Annotated in this window: 20 protein-coding genes and 8 tRNA genes; 5 read left to right on the top strand and 23 right to left on the bottom strand. The window is 36.6% G+C overall.

Annotated features, from left to right (window positions below; translation table 11 throughout):
* Positions 1-61: 61 nt before the first annotated feature.
* The gene (locus PFY10_17235; protein ID WBV55948.1) at positions 62-1,162 is read right to left on the bottom strand and encodes a slipin family protein; all 1,101 of its coding nucleotides are present in this window, start codon (positions 1,160-1,162) and stop codon (positions 62-64) included.
* Positions 1,163-1,564: 402 nt separating this feature from the next.
* Positions 1,565-1,629, bottom strand: a tRNA-OTHER gene (locus PFY10_17230).
* Between the two features lie 442 nt (positions 1,630-2,071).
* On the opposite strand from PFY10_17230, the gene PFY10_17225 reads away from it, so the two are divergent.
* Genes PFY10_17225 through PFY10_17210 form a run of 4 tightly spaced genes read left to right on the top strand, consistent with a single transcriptional unit; the run spans position 2,072 to position 4,205 of the window.
* The gene (locus tag PFY10_17225; protein ID WBV55947.1) at positions 2,072-2,497 is read left to right on the top strand and encodes a MarR family transcriptional regulator; all 426 of its coding nucleotides are present in this window, start codon (positions 2,072-2,074) and stop codon (positions 2,495-2,497) included.
* Between the two features lie 20 nt (positions 2,498-2,517).
* Positions 2,518-2,862, top strand: coding sequence for a GIY-YIG nuclease family protein (locus tag PFY10_17220; GenBank protein ID WBV55946.1), 345 nt, complete (start codon positions 2,518-2,520; stop codon positions 2,860-2,862).
* A 10-nt stretch (positions 2,863-2,872) separates the two neighbouring features.
* Entirely contained in the window at positions 2,873-3,331 is a 459-nt protein-coding gene (locus PFY10_17215) for a DUF1330 domain-containing protein (protein ID WBV55945.1), read from the top strand.
* Positions 3,312-4,205, top strand: a complete 894-nt coding sequence (locus tag PFY10_17210; protein ID WBV55944.1) for an alpha/beta hydrolase — start codon at positions 3,312-3,314, stop codon at positions 4,203-4,205. The genes PFY10_17215 and PFY10_17210 overlap by 20 nt, the downstream gene beginning before the upstream one ends.
* Positions 4,206-4,238: 33 nt before the next feature.
* Here the strand turns inward: PFY10_17210 and PFY10_17205 are convergent, their stop codons facing one another.
* The 16 genes from PFY10_17205 to PFY10_17130 all read right to left on the bottom strand — a co-directional run bounded on the left by PFY10_17205 (position 4,239) and on the right by PFY10_17130 (position 15,747).
* On the bottom strand, positions 4,239-4,790 hold the full coding sequence (locus tag PFY10_17205; protein WBV55943.1) for an exonuclease domain-containing protein: 552 nt from the start codon (positions 4,788-4,790) through the stop codon (positions 4,239-4,241).
* Between the two features lie 86 nt (positions 4,791-4,876).
* A complete protein-coding gene (locus PFY10_17200; protein WBV55942.1) occupies positions 4,877-5,251 on the bottom strand; it encodes a hypothetical protein in 375 nt (124 codons plus the stop codon).
* Between the two features lie 20 nt (positions 5,252-5,271).
* Positions 5,272-5,757: a hypothetical protein gene (locus PFY10_17195; protein WBV55941.1), complete on the bottom strand. Its 486-nt coding sequence runs from the start codon at positions 5,755-5,757 to the stop codon at positions 5,272-5,274.
* Between the two features lie 71 nt (positions 5,758-5,828).
* Positions 5,829-5,900, bottom strand: a tRNA-Gln gene (locus PFY10_17190).
* Positions 5,901-6,053: 153 nt separating this feature from the next.
* Positions 6,054-6,127: transfer RNA gene (locus PFY10_17185), tRNA-Leu, on the bottom strand.
* A gap of 371 nt (positions 6,128-6,498) precedes the next feature.
* Positions 6,499-6,585: transfer RNA gene (locus PFY10_17180), tRNA-Tyr, on the bottom strand.
* A gap of 177 nt (positions 6,586-6,762) precedes the next feature.
* A tRNA-Cys gene (locus tag PFY10_17175) sits at positions 6,763-6,844 on the bottom strand.
* A 79-nt stretch (positions 6,845-6,923) separates the two neighbouring features.
* Positions 6,924-6,995: transfer RNA gene (locus PFY10_17170), tRNA-Pro, on the bottom strand.
* A 67-nt stretch (positions 6,996-7,062) separates the two neighbouring features.
* Positions 7,063-7,134 (bottom strand) — tRNA-Asp (locus PFY10_17165).
* A gap of 176 nt (positions 7,135-7,310) precedes the next feature.
* Positions 7,311-7,383: transfer RNA gene (locus PFY10_17160), tRNA-His, on the bottom strand.
* 826 nt (positions 7,384-8,209) lie between these two features.
* Positions 8,210-9,229, bottom strand: a complete 1,020-nt coding sequence (locus tag PFY10_17155; protein ID WBV55940.1) for a hypothetical protein — start codon at positions 9,227-9,229, stop codon at positions 8,210-8,212.
* A complete protein-coding gene (locus PFY10_17150) occupies positions 9,222-10,883 on the bottom strand; it encodes an APC family permease (GenBank protein WBV55939.1) in 1,662 nt (553 codons plus the stop codon). Before PFY10_17150 ends, PFY10_17155 begins: the two co-directional genes overlap by 8 nt.
* Positions 10,873-13,257: a hypothetical protein gene (locus PFY10_17145; GenBank protein ID WBV55938.1), complete on the bottom strand. Its 2,385-nt coding sequence runs from the start codon at positions 13,255-13,257 to the stop codon at positions 10,873-10,875. Before PFY10_17145 ends, PFY10_17150 begins: the two co-directional genes overlap by 11 nt.
* Positions 13,248-13,991, bottom strand: a complete 744-nt coding sequence (locus PFY10_17140; protein WBV55937.1) for a hypothetical protein — start codon at positions 13,989-13,991, stop codon at positions 13,248-13,250. Before PFY10_17140 ends, PFY10_17145 begins: the two co-directional genes overlap by 10 nt.
* Entirely contained in the window at positions 13,964-15,097 is a 1,134-nt protein-coding gene (locus PFY10_17135) for an AAA family ATPase (protein ID WBV55936.1), read from the bottom strand. Before PFY10_17135 ends, PFY10_17140 begins: the two co-directional genes overlap by 28 nt.
* Positions 15,094-15,747: a hypothetical protein gene (locus PFY10_17130; protein ID WBV55935.1), complete on the bottom strand. Its 654-nt coding sequence runs from the start codon at positions 15,745-15,747 to the stop codon at positions 15,094-15,096. The genes PFY10_17135 and PFY10_17130 overlap by 4 nt, the downstream gene beginning before the upstream one ends.
* A gap of 313 nt (positions 15,748-16,060) precedes the next feature.
* On the opposite strand from PFY10_17130, the gene deoD reads away from it, so the two are divergent.
* Positions 16,061-16,771 carry a purine-nucleoside phosphorylase gene (gene deoD, locus PFY10_17125; GenBank protein ID WBV55934.1) on the top strand — a complete coding sequence of 237 codons (711 nt, stop codon included), beginning with the start codon at positions 16,061-16,063 and terminating at the stop codon, positions 16,769-16,771.
* A gap of 98 nt (positions 16,772-16,869) precedes the next feature.
* On the opposite strand, the gene PFY10_17120 is transcribed toward deoD, so the two are convergent.
* From PFY10_17120 to PFY10_17100, 5 genes are all read right to left on the bottom strand, one after another.
* Complete coding sequence (locus tag PFY10_17120; protein ID WBV55933.1) at positions 16,870-17,658, bottom strand: TatD family hydrolase; 789 nt, start codon at positions 17,656-17,658, stop codon at positions 16,870-16,872.
* Positions 17,655-17,978 carry a hypothetical protein gene (locus tag PFY10_17115; GenBank protein ID WBV55932.1) on the bottom strand — a complete coding sequence of 108 codons (324 nt, stop codon included), beginning with the start codon at positions 17,976-17,978 and terminating at the stop codon, positions 17,655-17,657. Before PFY10_17115 ends, PFY10_17120 begins: the two co-directional genes overlap by 4 nt.
* 57 nt (positions 17,979-18,035) lie before the next feature.
* On the bottom strand, positions 18,036-18,686 hold the full coding sequence (locus PFY10_17110; GenBank protein ID WBV55931.1) for a hypothetical protein: 651 nt from the start codon (positions 18,684-18,686) through the stop codon (positions 18,036-18,038).
* Positions 18,687-18,849: 163 nt separating this feature from the next.
* Positions 18,850-19,272 carry an ester cyclase gene (locus PFY10_17105; GenBank protein WBV55930.1) on the bottom strand — a complete coding sequence of 141 codons (423 nt, stop codon included), beginning with the start codon at positions 19,270-19,272 and terminating at the stop codon, positions 18,850-18,852.
* 48 nt (positions 19,273-19,320) lie between these two features.
* Entirely contained in the window at positions 19,321-19,971 is a 651-nt protein-coding gene (locus PFY10_17100) for an HD domain-containing protein (GenBank protein ID WBV55929.1), read from the bottom strand.
* Positions 19,972-20,006: the final 35 nt, after the last annotated feature.

Below are 20,006 nucleotides of genomic sequence, written 5' to 3'. Positions count from 1 at the left end.
GTACTAAAAAAGCAGATTTCTTTACAGAAACCTGCTCATATATAATAATTGGGGCAGTTTTCTATTTTGCGAAAATCTCTTTAAGCTGGGAAACAATATTGCTGTTTCCGGATACGGTAATATCTCCGATTTTATCCGCGATCCTTTCCATATATTCCATTTCTTTCAGTTTCCACAACACTTCATTTTCTTCCATCAATTTTGCGGTATTCAGCAAGCTCCTTGTAGAAGCTGTTTCCTCCCGACGCATGATGCTATTAGCCTGAGCCTTTTTCTCGGCAATCAAAACCTGATTCATGATCTCCTTCATTTCTCCGGTAAGAATAACGTCACGGATCCCCGCATCCGTAGTTCTCAGTCCAAGATCTTCACCCTTTTTATCCATATTAGCAAGAATCTCCTGTCCTACATTATCTTTTTTCACCAGCAATTCATCCAGTGTTAAAGCCCCAACAAATTCACGCAAAGCCAATTGCATGATAATGTATAGTTGCTTATCATACTCCTTATTATCCATCAATGCTTTCACCACATTTTCAACCTGGTAACGGACATAAAAATTGATACGAAGCATTGTTTTATCTTTTGTTAAAAGTTCCTGACCTGCCATCTCCATTTGTTGCATGCGGGTATCTACACTTTTTACTTCAACAGAAATTTCATTCATCCAGAAATAATAAGTCCCTGCTTCCAGCACTTTTGTCAGCTTTCCATCAATAATGAGCAAACCTTTGTATTGACTGGTTACCACAAATTTTCTCACCAGGTTTTTCAATTTTGGATTTTCCAGAATCGTTTTGGAAATTTTTTCGGTAATATCAACTTTCGTCATATCAATCTTTTGAAAGGTCCTGTTTACAACATCTTTCCAGGCAGCATACTGCCCTACATGCAGAACTTCTTTAAAGATTCCGTTTTCATAGACTAAAACAAGTTCTCCGTCTTTTACCTCAACCAATTCAAGCATAGCGCTTAACTCCTGATGTTTTAGTAGAAGCAGCAGGTCATCATTTATCTGCAAAAGTGTTTTCATTTCATAGGTATCCACAGATTTATTTCCAAAAATCCAGTGATGGCCTTCTCGTAAGATCTCAATAAGATTCCGGTTTTTAAATACCAGACCTACCTGATATGCATTAATTTGTACATTTCTAAACATCATATTATATTTTAAGGTTATTTTATACTTTATAAAAGGAAAAAAACTGAGGATTTTTCTTCTGAAAACAGCGGAAATAAGCATTTCTGAAAGAATCATTTCAAGACATACATGACAATACTACTTTTTGGGTACACGAGCTTTTGAGCGTATTCACTGTCACTGCTACACAAAAAAAACTTCATTTACACCATCCAGCTTTTTATCATGATCCGTCAGGTTATTTTTTCACAAAAAACTTTTTTACAGGCTTCTCCAAAATATTGACTGAACAACTGAAAAAGCTCAGACTTTTTCCATACATACATTTTTTGAAGAGAAATATTAAACTCTGCAAAATAGATTTTGAGTCTATTTTAACCTACGTTAAAAGCGTAGTGCTCTGACCAACTGAGCTATCTCATCCGAAATGAGAGTGGGAATCGAACCCACGCATAAAGCTATTACTCTACCAAACTGAGTTATATTTCCATAAGGAAACAGAAGGATTCGAACCTTCGACCCATAGCACATGGTAGAAGTTTTTGGAAAACTCCTCAAACCTTCAGATCAAGTTGAACAGAATAAGATCATGTTTCTCAACAATCCTTCTGCAATGGTGATATACCGAAACACTCAACAAGACCTGTCTGATATCTTCATTAAGGTTTGTTTTTTCCAAACCTTATTATTATTTCATTTTGATAATGCAAAGTAATAATAGAAATACGCAATCATTTTGCGTAATAAATTATTTATACAGGAAATCGATTTTCATACTCTAAAAGACTTGTTTTTTAATTACCTATTTGGGCTATTCAGTCATTCATATTTTAAATCAATTAAATAATAAAATTAACTAACATAATACGTAATTAATTAAAATGTTTATATTTGCACAATAAAAATACTTGACAACTCAAATATAATTCAATGATAAGTACAGATTTACTACTACTTATGAACATTACAAAAGTACAGGCCATTATTTCAAGAAAATTTGATGCATTGAGTGTGCATGGACTTAGCTTCAGTGATTTTACGATCCTGTATATTCTTATAGGGTCTTCAGAACATAAGATCCGCAGGATAGATCTGGCTGAGAAAACAGGTTTAACAGCTTCAGGGATTACACGCCTTTTGAATCCCCTTGAAAAAATAGGTCTTGTATCCAGAGAAGCCAATGAGAGAGATGCAAGGGTCAGCTATGTTGTAATCACTGATACCGGGAAAAAAGTCTTTGAAGAAGCAAAAAAAACAGCAGAAAATATTACAGCAGAAGTATTATCATTTAAGAAGAACAAATCTCTTAAAGCTACTTCAGAATTCCTATTTGAGCTGGGAGGATCGATACAATAATGAACAGACAATGAATTTAAATGAAAAATACAATTAAACAGCAACTTAGAGAAAAAGCTAAAAATCATCCTGTAACAATGGGAGTTCTTTCTATTAAAAATACCATAAACGGAAAGCAGTTTATCCAAGGCTCCCTTAATGTGGAAGCATTGGAGAATAAAATAAAATTCTCACTCAATATTGGCCAGTACACGCATCGGCAATTGCAGTCTGACTGGAATGAGTACGGTGAAAATGCATTTATATTCGAATGTATTGCGGTAGTGGAGCCTCAGAACAATCCTTATATCCATTACCGTCAGGAAGTTTTAAAGGCAGAAAAGAATTGTATCGAAGATATTGAGCTCCCGGAAAATCTTTATTAGTTATAAAAAAATGACAACATCTTATCTATATCCTACCTTCGAGGCAGGAAAACATTTATTCAGTAAAAATATAAAAGGTTCTATCGTTAATCTGAATCTTATTAAATTAAAAAAAGAAGCCGATTATTCATCTCATCCGGAACTGAATTCTCCGGGGATCACAAGTGGCTGGGATGCATATTGCCGATACATACAGGAAACAGAACCCTTTCTCACAGCCAGTGGAGGTGAAATTCTTTTTATTGGAAAAGGGGATCATTTTTTAATAGGGCCTGAAAAAGAGTATTGGGACATTTGCATGCTCATCCGTCAAAAAAGTGTAGGTGACTTTTTAAATTTTGAACAAAACGAAGAATACATGAAAATCGCAGGCCACCGCACCGCAGCTATTGAAGATTCTCGACTGTTACCACTGGAAGAGATTCTGCTTCAATCGATAAAACCCAACAATGGAAACAGCAATCATTAACAATGTAGATTTATGCTACGAGATCTTTGGAGAAAATAATAGTACTTCTATAATTTTAATCTCAGGATTAGGCAGCCAGATGATCCGATGGGATAATTCTTTCTGCGAGCAGCTTTCTTCACAAGGCTTCAAAGTCATCCGTTTTGATAACAGGGATTCCGGGGCTTCTGTTTTTACTACGGAAAAAGAAATCCAATTCGGAGGAAATATCGAGCAAACCTTTTCAGAGATCAGAAAAGAAGACATTCCCTATTCACTGATGGATATGGCAAAAGACGTTATAGGGCTTATGGATCATCTACACATTAAAAAGGCTCATATTATTGGCAGATCCATGGGTGGGGTGATTGCACAATTGCTGGGCTCTTACTTTCCCGAAAGAGTATCATCGATCACCATTATTATGTCTACCTCGCTCAATCCTCAGCTGCCTTCTGCACATCCGGAGGTTATGGCAATGATGACCCAACCACCTGTTGATTATCTTACCAACAAAGAAGCTTATATTAAAGAAAAAATAATTTTTGCCAAAAGGATATCAGGCAATTTCCCTTTGAACGAAATGCAGGAAAGAAGTTTAATAGAACAAGAATTAATCCGTTCTAAAACAAAAAATGGTATGTTCAGGCAAATGTTGGCTATGGGCTCCTGGATATACAACCCCAATGACCTGCAACAAATTTTAGCACCTGTTCTTATCATTCACGGAACAGATGACCCTATTTTTCATCCTGAATCTGCCAGAGATCTTTACCGGACTATTCCGAATTCAGAGCTTATGATGATCGAAGGAATGGGACATTCCATCCCGGAAGAGCTTTATATCCCGATGTGCAAAAAGATTATACAAACTGTAAATTTATCGGAAAAATAAAACTCCCTTCTTAGAAAGGGAGCTTTACCGTAATTAGTTATTTTGCAGGCACCAATGTAAAATCTTGGCAATATTTTTAGCATCGTCCACACCGCGGTGATGGATTCCTTCCAGCTTAAGATTAAGTTCCCCTAAAGCCCTGCTCATTCCTACACTTTTCCTGATCGAAGGATGAACACACCCGAATAATGTCTTGACATTAATATGACTATCACTTAAGGGATAATCAAGATTAAATCTTCTGGCCTGGTTTTGAAGCATGTTCAAGTCATAATTGCCATAACTTGCCCAGGTAAGATGTTCTGAATGATATTCTGCCCGGAGTATATCTAAGGCATCATCAAATAAAACACCTTCTTCATCCAGCATCTTTTGGGTGATGGTAGTCAGCTCCGTACAGAATGGGCTCACCTTTGAATATTGAGGTCTTACCAAAATCCCTTCGTTTCTTGAGATCTCGCCGGTCTTTGCATCCATAACGCAAACCCCGATTTCAATGATCTCACTTTCTTGTCCTCTTGGCGGCCGGCTGTCCCAACATGTTGCTTCGAGGTCTATAATAAGTATATGATCTGTTGTTTTCATAGTTTTTGTCGTACATGTATAAAATGTACTTTGTTATTAATAATTGGTCAACTTCAAATGAGCTCTGGTTCCTATGTCAGATTAACCTAAAAGAGCTCATTCTGTCTTCTAAAATTTTCAAGCAGGTTAACAATATTCTTTTTACCCACCGGATTCATGGAATGACAGTAAAATTGAGGTAAATCCACATGATGATCCATACAATATTCAATCAGCCATTTTGCACAGTCATATCCAGTTTTTTCGGAATCCCAGTTACCGGTGTGCTCTCCATCAGCAAGGTCGTGATCAAAAGAGATCATTTCCGGAAGTCCATTTTCTGAAATCCAATGGATAAACTGCTTATAATTCCGAACGATGATCCAGTCTTTCAATAAGAAAAAATCCTGTTTTGTATAGCGATAGGCTTCTTCCGGACACCTGATATCATCAAGAAACAAAAGCTTTTGTATCATTTTCATAAAATCATCAAGATTTATTATTAAACCATCATATCTGCACAATTGGAGCTCGCAAAAGCATAAGGTTTAGCTTTGAATACATATCCCATTCCCAAAATATACCCCATGGCATCTTTCAAGGCTACATTGGATTTAAAATCAGGATCTGTATTGATATCAGCATGAACCTCCATTTCAACCCCATATTTATCTAAAACAGGACAGATGGTATAAGCAATTTCTACAGATTTATTCACCTCATTAAGCATCCGCTCTTTGATGCTGATTGTTTGAATTTCTTTTTGTTTTCTGATAAAAGTAAACGCACCTTTTCCTTCACGAATAAATACCACTGCCGTAGCATAGCTAATAGTATCTCCATACACATGAGAATCTGATCCCACACAAACTTTCAGTCGGTATCCATTAGCTTCTTCGCGGATGATGGCTTCTTCTATCAACTGCGTGATAGGCTTGTGGAAAAATTTCCCACTCATATTCTGCCATATTTCTTGTTGCGTTTCCATTTTTTTACATTTTTTAAAATTCTACATATTGTTCTTTATAATTGATAAGCGATGATTGAGTAAAGATTTTGTTGATTCATCAGGACTCGAACCTGAACAACAAGAGTCAAAGTCTTGTGTGCTGCCGATTACACCATGAATCATTCTGCAGTACTGAGTTACATATAAGTTTTGTCCGCAATTACAGAACAGACAGGATCGAACCTGTACCTTCGTAATTATCATTGATTATAGATAAATAAAAATTCATTATAAAAACCAAATGGTTATTTATCTTTATATGAATTAACATTTTGTACAGGAAAAGGGAGTCGAACCCTCAATATCTTGAGTCTAAGTCAAGTGCGTCTGCCAGTTCCGCCATTCCCGTATTTTTTTACAAATTATAAATGATGAGATATTATAACAGATAAATTATAATAGCTGCAATCATTGATCTATGATCAATCATCACTTTTAGTTAAGGTTAGAGAAAGTTTGTCGGTGTAAACTTTTGCTTGTTAGTGTTTGTAAAGATCTTCTGCGCTTGACAAACCCTTCTCTTTCCCCTTTCGTTATATGATTGATCAATGATGATTAATCATTGATTGATAAGATATTAGTCTTAAGATTTATGAATCATCTTTTATCTTTTATCTTTTATCTTTTATCTTTAATTAATAATAATCGACTGATTAGGAATCGAACCTAAGCGACAAGAGTACAGTTCCTGCATGCTGCCATTACATTATCAGTTGATTGTGGTGGAAGTGGTAGGATTCGAACCTACTCAGCAATAAAGCAACAGATTTACAGTCTGCCCCGGCTCTCCAACTCCGGCGCACTTCCCGATTTGTATAAGGATCAGTGATAAAAGATGAATAGAGGTTTTGATTTCATCATAATTTATGATCATTATAATGGAGTAAGAAAAAGGCCTGTCTTAATTTTTTGTTTGATATAAGAACTTCTGCGCCCGACATCCTTTTAACTTTTCTCCGGAACTAATCTCATTTTAGTTATTTGAGATGGTTATGGGATTCAAACCCACTCAGCTTACGCAACGGTTTTGCAGACCGCCCCGACTCTTCCACTTCGGCGAACCATCAGGTTTTATTCATTATAATTGATCGTTCATTAGTGATAATTGACCTGCATTTCAACTTTTCGCGTTCAATTAAAAATAGTCTGGAAAGCAAGATTCGAACTTGCGACCTCCCGCGTCCAAGGCGGGTAAACAACCACCGTTATCTTTCCAGTTATAAGGTTCAGCTTCCTATTTCTTTTCCGAGAGACAGTCGGAGCCGAAATATTCCGTGAACCTTGCGGTCTATGCGAGAATCGAACTCGCAGTGCCCAAGAGACAGTCGGGCAGGTTAGCCATTACCTCAATAGACCTTTTTGCGGAGAGCAAAGGAATTGAACCTTCACGACTATCGTAGAACTTATGAGCATTAAGCCGCAACCAACCCCTATTTATCTACTCTCCTTTTAATCCCAGAGAAATTAAACCTCCGCTTTTTCCGGTTTTAAAAGACCGGTGGTCGGTTCATTAAGCTAAGGAATTGTACTTTGGGTTTCTCCGGGGATCGAACCCTATTCTCCGGTGCCACAAACCGACGCTTTACCAAATAAGCTAAAGAAACCATAAAAAAAGCACCTCTTTTCGGGAGGTGCTGTATATATTTTGACGTGTCAGATCAATAGCTGACCCACATATATAAGCACCTTTTATCCACAAATTCACTATCCTGAAGACATGGGTAACCTTTCGGCTCCTCTGCTTGTAGTCTTGAATACGGATTAAATATGTAATGCAATTGTTTCATTATATTTTTTGTTTTAAACACTTTTTGAAATTCTGAAAACCTGTTGCTTTCAATTTTCGATTGCAAAGTAAATATGATTTTTTTTAACTCGCAAATAAATTTCAGACACAATAACTTAAAAATCAATAAGTTACATCAATAAAAAAGAAATAGAAATTCCTGTCCGCAAATTATTGCAGATACTTTAATTACCTAAATGACTGTCTCTCACCGGTTTATTTATCACTCTATTTTATTGTATTAAAATTTCATTGCTAATTAAAAATTTTCACTTTTTTGGTTATTTTTTTTCATTCTAAATAATTTCTGTTCTAAAAACACAAAAAACGCCCCGGGAATCGAGGCGTTTTTGCAATATTTTGATTAAATCTTTACGAGTTTACAGTAAATAATTTACAAAGTCAGCACATTTTACCTCATTCCATATCATGCATTCATATCCAAACGAATCCTTTAGTACAGGGCTATCGCATAGATTTAAACTGATATGTGCTGTTTGTATTGTCATAATTTTATGTCCGCAAAGATAATATTTTTCCTGATAAAATGGTGGTTTTGAAAGCTTCAGCCATTATGTTTGTTAGGAATTTATAAAGATTACTATGGAATTCTTAAGTCTTTTAATCTTTTAATTCAAACATCAATTAATTCCTGAACATCTTATTCCTTCCAGTCTTATACCTTGAAATATCTTTTAAAATAAGCGAATCATCAGGATTAAAATATTTTAGCTCATTTACAATTTCGGAATGGGTTTCTACCTTTTCGGAAATGATCTCATAAGCAATATTTCTCGCGACAGTCTGAAGGGAAGAGTTCTTTTTAAATTCATACTTCATAGCCTCCAGATAAATCAGCTTTTTATCTGCTGGCGTTTCTTCATACAAATGCTGAATTTCCCTTTCTAATGTTGTAGAATCAAAAATATTTGCAAAATAATTGTTCAGGCAATTGAAGGCATCTTTATTTTCTTTCCATCCTGTTAATAGGATTTTCTGTGCTTCATCAGGCATTTCCATCTTTTTTCTGTAGATCAGCGAGGCTTTTACCATCTGGCTGTTATCCACGAAATCATCTGCCAACATCTGATAATAGACATGTGCATTTTTTATATCATTCATCTCTTTATAAAGATCACCTACTTTTTCTTTCTGATCGAGTTCTTTATAAAGATCAATTGCTTTTTTGTATTGTTTTGCTTTTTCATAGCAAACCGCAGCATCGGATTTATTATGCAGTCTTTTCAGATAAATAACCGCTGCCTCATTATAAAATTCACCATTTTCCAGTGTTTTTGCTGCCCTGTAATTATCCTGGAGAAGGTTCATATAAACTTTTGTGGCTTTTTTGTAATCTCCTTCTGTAATATATTTTTCTGCCAGCTCTTCATATTTACTACGGATTCTGTCAAAAAGAGAATTTTCAAGGTAAAAGTTTCCTCCCGAATTTCCTCGCCTTCCGGAACGTTGATCATTTTTTTCTTTATCCTTCAGGCTGATCATTACCACAAAAATTATGATAGCCACCGCGATAAAAATACCCAAGGTGCCCAATACACTCCAGAAACTCTGATGAAAAAGTTGCGCTACAAGCCCCAGCACTTTAAGAAGTACCAGTATTAAAAATGCTCTGATAAATTTATCTATAAACTTCTGCTTATTCATCTTTATCGGATTTTAAAATGGTTTTGTCCTCGCTGAATAAACGATATACCAATAAGATGACACAAATAACCAGGAACCATACAAACCAGTTATACCCGTACATCCCGATCAACGGATAAAAAAGATAAATCAGCATTCCTATCAAAATAAGAACCAGGAATATTTTAATACCACCGGGTACATTATCGCCTCCGATATTCAAGGTTTTCTTCCGGAAGAAATAAGAATAAAGTCCTACACTTCCGATAATCAGAATGATCAGCCAAACAATCTCGGAGAATGAAATGTCTTTCGATGGTGTGCTTTCATCACCCAAACTTCCTTTTGTATCTGCATTTTGACCGGATGAAAAATGGGGTTCCGCACTTTCTAAAGTTCCATAAAGCCTTCCAAGAGAATCTTCCATTAACACCTGCTTTTTTCTCCAGATACTTTTTACAATTCCCTGATCAACAGGTTTATCATGATTTTTATTTTTAATGGAATCGGAAATTTTACGCTGGTAATCCCTGGATTTGTCTGCAATATGTTTTGCTATTTTCCTGTTGTAAATTTTCTTTAGAAAATCCCGCGTGTTACTTTCTTTTGCCCTGTAATTTTCAAGCTTCTTTTCCACCTTATTCATTTCCTTCGCGTCGGATCCTTTGGAAGCTGCGGCATAGTCTTTCATTAATTCCTTTCTTTCATTATGATACAGGGAATCAATCTTCATATCTATCTCGGTGAGACCGGATTCAAAGGCTAACTTGCCGGGATTCTGATTTTTCAAAGCCTCCTTTGAGAATACATTTCCTGAGGAAACAGGGCTTTCTGTTGTTCCCTCTTCTTTAGTAAAGCCTATCATAATTCTCCCGACAATAATTATGATCCATAATGCAAGGAGAACCCACCGGTAATCCCTTTGTTTGCCATTTGCCCCGTTTCCTCCCCATAACCGGCTCAGCCAATTGTTATTAAATCTGAACTTTCCGGAGCCATCTCCTCGGGAAGTTCCCATAATATCCAGAGGCACGCCCAAATCTACAGCCCGATCAGGATATTTTTCTATATACTTTAGATATTTTTCGATTTCTTTTTTGTTTCCCGCCATCACTTTTTTCAGATCAAAAGGCAGGTTTTTCATCCATTCTTCTTCCGTTGTTGAGGTCTGCAGAGATTCCATCATTTTTTCATCATCAATTTCCACTGCAAAACTTTTGATTTCTTTTGGAATATAAACTCCGTTTAATGGTTTGCTGACAGAAGATCCATTCTTTTGTGGTTGTTCAAGCAATGCGGTCCAATCTATTTCTTCTCTTAATTTTACCATTCCGAATTCGGGATGGATAATCAGAAACTGAGAATCAATATGGAGCCAGTCTTCAGGAGTGACCTTAGGATAAAATGTAGTGTATTCAGGGATAAATAAGACCTCATCTATACATTGAAAATAAGAATTCCTGCCAACTTCCCGGGGTGCCTCATTATTAAAAACAATAAAACAGCCATAGAGAATATTAGGTTCATTGGAAGGAATCGCAAATGTCATTACCTGGTCTAGGTCAATTCCTAAAGCATCCATTTCACTGAGCCATACGGATGGTGAAGAACTCCTGATCAGAAGTCCCTTCCGGGGATAATCATTCTTTGGAAAAGGTTTTATTCTAAGTTCCATATTCCAGAATTTGATTGATAAAAGTCTCCAGATAATCTGAACACATATCCCCCATTGTTCTCATCTTAAGCAAGGTGGTTTCAGGAAGGTAATATTCAGCTCCTCCAAATTCGGTATGGGTTGCCAGAGACAAAAAGCCATGTTCCGTAGAAGGGATATAAAATACCGGAATATTTTTATTACTGCTTTTGAAAGTTAATATCCCACGGGAATCCGTGATAATCTCACTTCCGTCTGAAAAAGTAAATTTATTTTTGTATTGATTCGCAATTATTTTTATCCTGTGATTATTTCGGTATAATGTCAGAGAATTGTCATAAACTTTCGCCAGCCTGTTATTTGATATGACGAGGCTGTTTTCAGTGTTGATTCCGATATTATTAAAGTTATTTAAAATCTTTATTCCGCCATTCGCCAGCTTTTTCATTTCAGTTTCTACTTTTGAATGATTCCGGGCTATCTCTTTATCATTCTTCACCGATTCAAATGAAATATTTCCATCAATATTAATATGATAGATCCAGGAGGATTCCGCATGATGCAGATAAAAACTTTTGTTAAAATAAATCAGCCGATAATCATTGGGTATGTTTTTCCCGGTTAGATTGAGCTCAGAATATTCTTTGGTATTAAGGTTAAGTTTTGAAATAATATGCTTATCAGGCTGGTACTGGCAAAGGATAAATTGTTGTTGCTTATTTTTAGCCAGAGCAAACTGCCCACGGGGTCTTACCGAAATATTTTCAATTAAAACCTCACAGCCCCTATGTATTCTGTATCGGTCATAATAATCCTTATTATAATAATTATCAGACAAATAGGTTTTAAGCAGCTGCTTTTTATTGCTCAAGATAAAGAACTCCCCTTCATACAAAAAGGAAGCTATTTTGTTCATGGGTGTAGGAAAAAGAATAGGATAGTTCTTCGGAACATCCGTTTTTTTGCCATTCCCAGAATCCTGATCAGCTTTCTGTTTTCGTTGTGGTGGATTAGCCCATAAGTCTTTTAAAGGAAGTACAATTTTCTGGATGTGTTTCCTTGTTCCTTTATGATGTTTGAAGAAGTTAACCTCTCCATCAGCAGATGTGGTTACTATAAACTTAAGCCTATCCCTGTTTTCATGAATTACTTTTTGCAAGCTTTCATTCATAAGATTTTCCTGGTTGGTGATAAAAAATACTTCAAGATCTTTTTCCGTGTGCTCATCCTGGAAAAACTTAGCCAGAGCCTGGGAAACATCCAAAGCTGAGCTTACCTGGTTTAGATGATCCACAACATTTTCCACGCTATCAAGAGAAACAGGAACACTTGTTTGCCCCAGAACGAAAACTTTACATTCCGAATGAGCCTTCGGATGCTTAATGACCGCAATTGCGGATGCATAGGCCAATACTTTCGGTGTTCCCCAGTTTTTCAGAGAGGTATCTATTAAAATTATTCTTTCAAAAACATTTTCTTCAGGAGGTATCTCCCTTTGAATATAAAGGGTTTCGCTGTTGGCTATTCTGCTCATAAAAACCTCATCTTCATTTGCGAATTCCGACAAAAGCATTCTGTGAAGCTCACCCTTATTGGTCATATCAGAAATTCCTCCTATCGTCTGCTTACCGGGAGAAAGATGACGCATGGGAATTTTGAGGCCACTCCAGATTCTTTTGATCAGGCTTCCTACCTGAAATGTTTTTGGCTCTTCTATTAAATCCTGGATAAAATCATTATTGGATTCTACGGTTATCTCCTCTTCTGCAACCTCATCATCCAGCTCCGGCTCAGTGCCAAAGCCTTTCATCGCATAAATAATTGACTCTACCGAAGGAAATTTTTCATTGAGCCACACAAGAACTCTGGTATCCTTTACCAGAGATGAGGATGTTACGGGTATTTTTTCAGCACTTTTGGCCAGAGCATAAGGATTTTTTGCAAACTTTTTCAGAAGCAATGAACCCAATGGTGCAGAGATCCTGTTATGGGCATTGTGAAATAATGTTTGCAGCAAAAGAATTCTGTTCTGCCCTTTTTTATAAGATTTACCCAATTTATTCAGGTTCCCCAGAAAATTGATAATGCAATCCACATCAATATTTACTTTGGCTTCCCTTTCAAGCTTTTTTAAATAATACGAAACGGCATTGAAATTAAGATAGCCTTCCTGGGTTGCATAAAGTACTAACAATAAAGCTCCAAAGGGAGGGATTCCCTGCAGATGTAATTCTTTCAGGACTTCAATTATGTAAGGCCGGTATGCAATGGCTCCCACATTCGGAATGGATACAAGGTTATTTTCGTGATAACCTGTCCCATCACGCACATCTTCATCTGTATTCCATTCCCAAAAATATCCTTCGTAGGACTGGAAGTATTCATTTAGCTCCATTCTTTCGCTTTTTGAGTGAGCCGGTATGAGCTTATGGAAAGCTTTTTCAGATCTTTCTTAGCAATGGACAGATAACTTCCGTCTTCATTCCATAAAAGCCAATAGCTCATGTTCTCATTATATTTTCTTTGAAGTAAAGCACTTACATTCTTAAATTCAAAATCAAATCCGGTGGGTAAAAGATGTCCTTCTTTCTCCCAATAGGTTTTTCCCGGTAGCCCCAGTAAAGGTGTACCCAGGAATAGCGCCCTGTCTCCAATGATAATCCATTCGTTTCTTTCAAGTTTGAATGTAGGTAATGTCGGAATAACCGCTCCAATCTCCGACATAGGACTTAATAAAGCGATGGCAGGCTGTTCTGTAGTTTCAGGTTTTAGCCTTATCCTGATTTTTTCATTAATTCCAAAAAAATTCTGATTGGATGGCGGCAGAACCAGACGCAATGCCTGGTCAATAGGAGACCATAATAATGCAGTTCTTACTTTCCGGGTAGGAACTAAGGCTTTCTTTTTAAATAATAAACCATTACGGAGCTCATATAAAATGAAATTGGGCAATTGTTGTACCTCCGGAGAAGCAGCCTGCTCTTCAGTAAATCCTTTAAGCCAGATCGTCTCATCCTCCAAAGCAATCTGAAGATTTTTCCAGTTCCGGATCGAACCTAAAAAATCTTCATCAGCACGAGGCAATTCCGCCCAAAAATCAATTACATGCTCTGTAAGATCCTCTGCCATAAGCCTTCTATTTCCTGTTGAATATATTGTTTCTGTTCAGGATTTTTAATCCAGTCACAGCGGGTTTGTAGATATCTCAGTTTATCTTTAATCACATTTTGTTCTTCAAATGTTGCAGATCCGCTATCCCATTTTTCCTGTAAGATCTTCACATCCTTCATTACCTCTTCAGGATTCGGCATTTTATTGTGCAATGCCTGAGGATGGCTTTGCGGGTTTTCATCCTTTTCGATGGTCCTGTTAATGATCCCTTCCAGAATTTCAATCTGCTCTTCCGTATCCCAGATATGTTTCAATACCCAAAGGTCAGAAAGTATTGCTTCACTTCTCCCGCAAATCAAAGCACTTGCAGCAATAAGGTTCTGAAGCTTTACCGCTCTACGGTCGGAAATTGCAATTCCGGTATTCCGGAGACTAATTACGGTATTAAGGTAAACTTCATAAATAGGTTTCAGATCCACTGTTTTACAAAGGTTCTGAAGCTCTCTTATTTCCTCGGCCCTAATTTCAGGAATATCCCTTTCCTCTGCATTTTCTAATCTTCTGCCTGCTAAAAGAACCTGTTGAAGCAGCTCAGGATTCACATAATCTACATTGATCCTGATAAGAAAACGGTCGAATAAAGCATTTAAAGCTTCATCTTCAGGTAAAACATTGCTTGCTCCCACAAACATGAGTGCAGGCAGATGCTTGGTTTCCTTTCCCCTCTTAAAGATCTTTTCATTCAAAGCCATCAAAAGCGAATTGAGGATCGCTGAATTGGCATTAAAAATCTCATCCAGAAAAACCATTGAAGCCTCGGGCATCATCCCTTCTGTATTGGTAAGAAGTTCGCCTTCTTTTAATTTCCTGATATCAAAAGGACCGAAAATTTCATTCGGTTCCGTGAAGCGGGTCAGCAAATACTCAAAATTCTTCCCATCTTTAACCGTTTGGGACAAGGTTCTTACAATAGCTGATTTTGCAGTTCCCGGCGGACCATATAAAAATGCATTTTCTCTGGCCAGAAGGCAGATCCCCAGCAGATCGACCACATCGTTTTTACCTACAAAAGTGTCTTTTACGTAATTGAGTACTGCATTAAGCTTTGAAATATTCGGAATCATTTATTTTCTTCTTCGTTTATAATTTTTAATTCTCGCCAGAACCCGTCTTTATGTAAGCCAAATTCAGCAACCAACAACTTATTAATATAGGGTATTTCAGCCAACCTTTGAGCTCTTTTTTCAACAATCCTTTCAAGATATAGCTTCCGGTATGTCGGCTCTTTCAACTCTTCCTGCCAATTCATATTTTCGAGATCAAGATCATACCCTACACCCGAGTAATGGAATTGCAGCAAAATACTTTCCAATTTTTTTATCAAAGGATCGTCGGGGTCCAAATTCTGAAGAACTGTAATTATCTGTGGTAAAAATCTCAGCGAAAGATCTGCTGATAAAAGTGCTCCGGAATTTTTCATTCCTCTAAATTCAGGGATGAACTGATCCAGGTCTTTTGCCGTGTTTTCCCTTATTAAATACAATTGAGCAGCATAATAAAGGACCTTAGCAGCCCAGACTGCAGTCTCTTTATCATACGCCAAATGATCCGTCAAAAACTCCAGTCTTTCTTTTTCAAATTCTGATTCAAAATAATCCGCGGCATCCTGTTCTTCTTTCTCTGAAATTTTTTGAATATTTGAAAAAACGGTGATACATTCTTCTTTACGGAGAAGAAATAAAGTATCCAGGAAAGGAGATGTATTTTCGGTCATATAACAAAAGTAAAATTATTTTTTTGAGAATAAAACTTTAATATCATTATGATTAAGAATTAATTAATGCCTCTGTCTTCGGTCAGCCACGGGAATACAAAGGCCTAAGAACAAGTTTTTTTAGAGGATACAAAGATTTTTAAAACCGACGAAGTTGATAATAAAGTATTTTTGTTCATAAACATTTGAAAATCTTAGATTTTCCAGTGCTCTGAAAACATAAAATAATAAAATAACCTTTGCGTTTTTGCGATTAACTTAAAAAGCAATAAAAGTAAAAGTTGCTATCTTTGCCGTCATTCAAAATAACATTATGAGTATTCACATTAGTGCAAAAAAAGGAGAAATAGCAAAAGTAATATTGCAGCCGGGGGATCCGCTTCGTGCACAATATATTGCCGAAAACTTTTTAGAAAATGCAAAACTGGTAAGCAAAACCAGAGGTATTTTGTATTATACCGGACTTTATAAAGGAAAAGAAATCAGCGTAGGAGCAAGTGGAATGGGTTTTCCAAGCATCGGTATTTACTCCTATGAATTGTACACCGAATATGATGTAGATACAATCATCCGTATCGGTACCTGTGGAGCTTACACCACAGATCTGAAAGTATTTGATATTCTAAATGTTGAACATGCGGCAAGTGAAAGTACCTATGCAAAATATGCATGGGAAATAGAAGGAGATATTATTTCTCATCAGGGAAATATTTTTGATGTGATCAATGCAACGGCAGAAGAATCTTCTTTGAAAACCAAGGCTGTTACTATTCACAGCAGCGATATTTTCTATCGAAAGGATTTAACCGTTCCTGAGATTGCAACAAGATACAATTGTCCGGCTGTGGAAATGGAAGCCTTTGGATTATTCGCCAATGCTAAACATTTAGGAAAAAATGCCGCCACAATTCTTACGGTAACGGATATCATTCCGACGCACGAAAAAATTTCAGCAGACCAAAGAGAGACAGCTTTGAAACCGATGATTGAGCTGGCTTTGGAATCGGCATTGAAAGTTATTTAAAACCTTATATCACCCTAATTATAGAAAGCAATATTGCGATTCGCAATTTGCTTTTCAACCATAAAAAAAGAGCTTCACTTATTCAGTAGAGCTCTTTTTTATATCCTGAAAAATTTCCTGGCGACCGCTGTTGTTTCTTCTGCTACATCCGTCAAACTTATTTTCTTGATCTGAGCAATGGTTTGCGCCACATAAGGTAGAAAGGCAGGTTCATTTCTCCGGTTCTGACTTCGCGCTGAGATATTTTTCGGAAGCATAAACGGAGCATCCGTTTCAATCATCATTCTTTCTAATGGAACATACCTGATCACTTCCTCAAGGTGTTTAAATCTTTTTTCATCACTGATTGCTCCTGTAAATCCTAAATAAAACCCTTTATCCAAATAGCTTTTTGCTTCTTCTAAAGTCCCGGTGAAACAATGAACGACTGATTCCGGAAGTTGAGAAAGGTAATCCTCTGTAATTTCGGTAAATCTTTTAAATGCAGATCTCTCATGAAGAAATAAAGGTTTATTGATTTGAATTGCCAGTTCAAGTTGTGCACGATAACACTTCTCTTGTAGAGGCCTTGGTGAAAAATCACGGTCAAAATCCAATCCGCACTCTCCCACTGAAACCACATGGTCCTGTTTTAGAAGGTTCCTGAGTTCGCCGATACTTTGATCATTAAATGATTTAGCATCATGAGGGTGAATGCCCGCCGTTGAAAATAAAATATCCGGATAATCCTGCGCTATATCTGCAGATTCTTTACTTCCTCGCACACTTGTCCCCGTAAGGATCATATAGTCTACGCCATTGTCCAGAGCACGGTTAATCACTTCGTCTTGTTCATTATAGAACTGTTTATTGATCAGATTAATGCCAATATCAATGTAGGTATTCATTTTTCTTTTTTTGTTTTGTTATTGATATGAAAATATCTTATTATATGGGGACTGGTTACGGCACTTCTAAAAGATCTTTCACTATGGAATTTCTTGTACCTGGAATATTTTGTTCCATTAATTTCTTTGATTATTTTCACCCAGACAAGCTTTTGTTTTTGTCTTCTTACTTTCCGGAATGGTATGGATTCAGATAATTGGTCATCTATATCGGATTGCTCAGTTCTCCGCCACTTTTTGTTCCCATACTTTTTCAGGTAAGGTCCTATTTTCCCATATTCAAAAGCCCGAAAAGCTCCTTTGTTATAGATATTTTTCATTCAAATGAGTTTTTGGCAAAATAAAGCATTTGCTACGTAATCTTTTTACGCAATATATTATTCATTGATAAAAGTTTCCAGAAAACCAATAAGCTGTGTTCCTCCACTTGCCCAACGAATGCCGTGTCCTTCTTTTTCCCTTATTTCGTAGACAACCCCATGCTTATAATGAAAGAATACATTCCACCAGGTTTTATTCTCGATGATATAATAGATTTTAGCCATTACCTTTTCCTGTTTTTGAAAATTACTGCCTTTTACCTCACCCCAGAACTGGTCGTCCGTTCTTCCCACATGTTTTTCCCATGCCCTCTGTGCAATGGTGATTTCTTTATTAAAATAGACCTGACAACTACCAATCAAAGCATCTTTTAGAGGTGGAATGGCTTGTTCATCACGAACGCTTGCTGAAGTAAGTCTCTGCCCCAGAACATCAAGCCAGTATTCAAAGGGGATCTCTTCCAATTGTCTTGCTTTTTCTTCATTTTGATCCTTAGTTTCCAGAATATGGATAAAGTGCCCGAAACTTTGCTTCCGGTCAATCAGAATTTCTTCGTTAAAATAAGGAAGATGCCAATCTAAAGTTCCATCTTTAAATCTTTGAATGTTTTGATCGATAGTCCGAAGATGTTCTTCCGAAACAATGGCTTCATATTTTTCTTTCCAGGAGCCCGAAAAAAACAAAGAACATGGCTGAATTCCGCTCATTTAAAAATTTTTAACCAAAATAGCAGATTTTTTTCAGCAATAAAAGTACACTCTACATTATTGTTGACGTAAAAATGAAAAATTTAAAATACATTAAATAATCTTTGTTCATTAAAAAATCCCCATCAGTGACAGGGATTTTATAATTTATTATTTTGATGGGTTACTCATTGCTTTTAAGCTGTGCCAGGACTACCGATAAATTGTTAATTCCCCAATGCTCAAAATATTTCCCATTTTTAAGACGGACAATATCAATGACATCAATACTTATTCTTTTCCCTGAAGGTGCAATTCCCATAAAATTTCCGGTGTGAGTTCCGGATATATTTTTTCTGGTCGTAACGAGATCTCCTTCCGCAACCTGCTGAAGAATAGTCACCTGGATATCTGGCATGGCAGGTCTTAATATTCCATTGAAAGTATTGATCATTCCCTGTTTTCCATTATCAGCACCTTGTGGGGCAGAGTGGTTGATGAAGTTTTCATCCATGAGTTCTTCAAAGGTTTCAACGTTCCCCTTTTCAATAACTTCTATATTAAAGCGTTTTACTATTTCTTTGTTTTTTTCCTGTTGCAAATCCATATCTTATTATTGATTTTTTTCTTAGATACGTAAATTTAGGATAAAACATTATTCGCTCCAAGGAGAATGCAGAATACAGTTGCAGAAATTTTTCCTTTCAAAATTTGGAATCATAAATGCACAGACATCTGCTTTTATATTTCCGAAAGTGGTTTCGGTTTTATGTTTAAAACCATCAAAAAACGTTGGAATAATTTTATTCTTAAAATCATTCCGGGGGAATGCATCTATAATCTCATTCCGGTGTGGATCACTCAGATACTCATACCCTTCTCCCATTACATCCAATCCTACTCCGGAGTACATCAAAGCTACTTCATTCTCTTTATGTTCTGCAATCCCAATGGTTGTATGCAATGCTATCGTATCCCAAACCAGCTGCAATTGATCTTTCGGAAGACCGTGGCTTTTCAGAAAATCCCTTGCTGCATTAGCTCCGTCTACTTCAAATCTCAAATCGGGACTGCTGTAATGGGGCACTAAACCCAGATCATGAAAAACTGAGCTTATATACAAAAGTTCTGCATCATACTCCATATTTTTTCGTTTTCCGTTAAGTGAAGAAAAAAGGAAAACCCGTAATGAGTGGTTATAAATAAATTCCGTTCCATGCTCTAACAGCAATTCAGTGGCTTCTGTAGCAATTTTACTGTCCGGAATTATAATTCCGGCAACACTTTTTAATCTTTGGACTGACATATTTTTTATATTTTAATCAATACAAAAATAGGCCT

Source organism: Chryseobacterium daecheongense, from assembly GCA_027920525.1.
Classification (GTDB): Bacteria; Bacteroidota; Bacteroidia; order Flavobacteriales; family Weeksellaceae; genus Chryseobacterium; species Chryseobacterium proteolyticum.
This window is presented reverse-complemented; position numbering and strand designations above follow the sequence as displayed.

Bases quoted from the DNA above. Each gene is read 5' to 3' on its own strand.
- PFY10_17235 (WBV55948.1), bottom strand. From the start codon at position 1,162: ATGATGTTTAGAAATGTACAAATTAATGCATATCAGGTAGGTCTGGTA.
- PFY10_17225 (WBV55947.1), top strand. From the start codon at position 2,072: ATGATAAGTACAGATTTACTACTACTTATGAACATTACAAAAGTACAG.
- PFY10_17220 (WBV55946.1), top strand. From the start codon at position 2,518: ATGAAAAATACAATTAAACAGCAACTTAGAGAAAAAGCTAAAAATCAT.
- PFY10_17215 (WBV55945.1), top strand. From the start codon at position 2,873: ATGACAACATCTTATCTATATCCTACCTTCGAGGCAGGAAAACATTTA.
- PFY10_17210 (WBV55944.1), top strand. From the start codon at position 3,312: ATGGAAACAGCAATCATTAACAATGTAGATTTATGCTACGAGATCTTT.
- PFY10_17205 (WBV55943.1), bottom strand. From the start codon at position 4,790: ATGAAAACAACAGATCATATACTTATTATAGACCTCGAAGCAACATGT.
- PFY10_17200 (WBV55942.1), bottom strand. From the start codon at position 5,251: ATGAAAATGATACAAAAGCTTTTGTTTCTTGATGATATCAGGTGTCCG.
- PFY10_17195 (WBV55941.1), bottom strand. From the start codon at position 5,757: ATGGAAACGCAACAAGAAATATGGCAGAATATGAGTGGGAAATTTTTC.
- PFY10_17155 (WBV55940.1), bottom strand. From the start codon at position 9,229: ATGAATAAGCAGAAGTTTATAGATAAATTTATCAGAGCATTTTTAATA.
- PFY10_17150 (WBV55939.1), bottom strand. From the start codon at position 10,883: ATGGAACTTAGAATAAAACCTTTTCCAAAGAATGATTATCCCCGGAAG.
- PFY10_17145 (WBV55938.1), bottom strand. From the start codon at position 13,257: ATGGAGCTAAATGAATACTTCCAGTCCTACGAAGGATATTTTTGGGAA.
- PFY10_17140 (WBV55937.1), bottom strand. From the start codon at position 13,991: ATGGCAGAGGATCTTACAGAGCATGTAATTGATTTTTGGGCGGAATTG.
- PFY10_17135 (WBV55936.1), bottom strand. From the start codon at position 15,097: ATGATTCCGAATATTTCAAAGCTTAATGCAGTACTCAATTACGTAAAA.
- PFY10_17130 (WBV55935.1), bottom strand. From the start codon at position 15,747: ATGACCGAAAATACATCTCCTTTCCTGGATACTTTATTTCTTCTCCGT.
- deoD (WBV55934.1), top strand. From the start codon at position 16,061: ATGAGTATTCACATTAGTGCAAAAAAAGGAGAAATAGCAAAAGTAATA.
- PFY10_17120 (WBV55933.1), bottom strand. From the start codon at position 17,658: ATGAATACCTACATTGATATTGGCATTAATCTGATCAATAAACAGTTC.
- PFY10_17115 (WBV55932.1), bottom strand. From the start codon at position 17,978: ATGAAAAATATCTATAACAAAGGAGCTTTTCGGGCTTTTGAATATGGG.
- PFY10_17110 (WBV55931.1), bottom strand. From the start codon at position 18,686: ATGAGCGGAATTCAGCCATGTTCTTTGTTTTTTTCGGGCTCCTGGAAA.
- PFY10_17105 (WBV55930.1), bottom strand. From the start codon at position 19,272: ATGGATTTGCAACAGGAAAAAAACAAAGAAATAGTAAAACGCTTTAAT.
- PFY10_17100 (WBV55929.1), bottom strand. From the start codon at position 19,971: ATGTCAGTCCAAAGATTAAAAAGTGTTGCCGGAATTATAATTCCGGAC.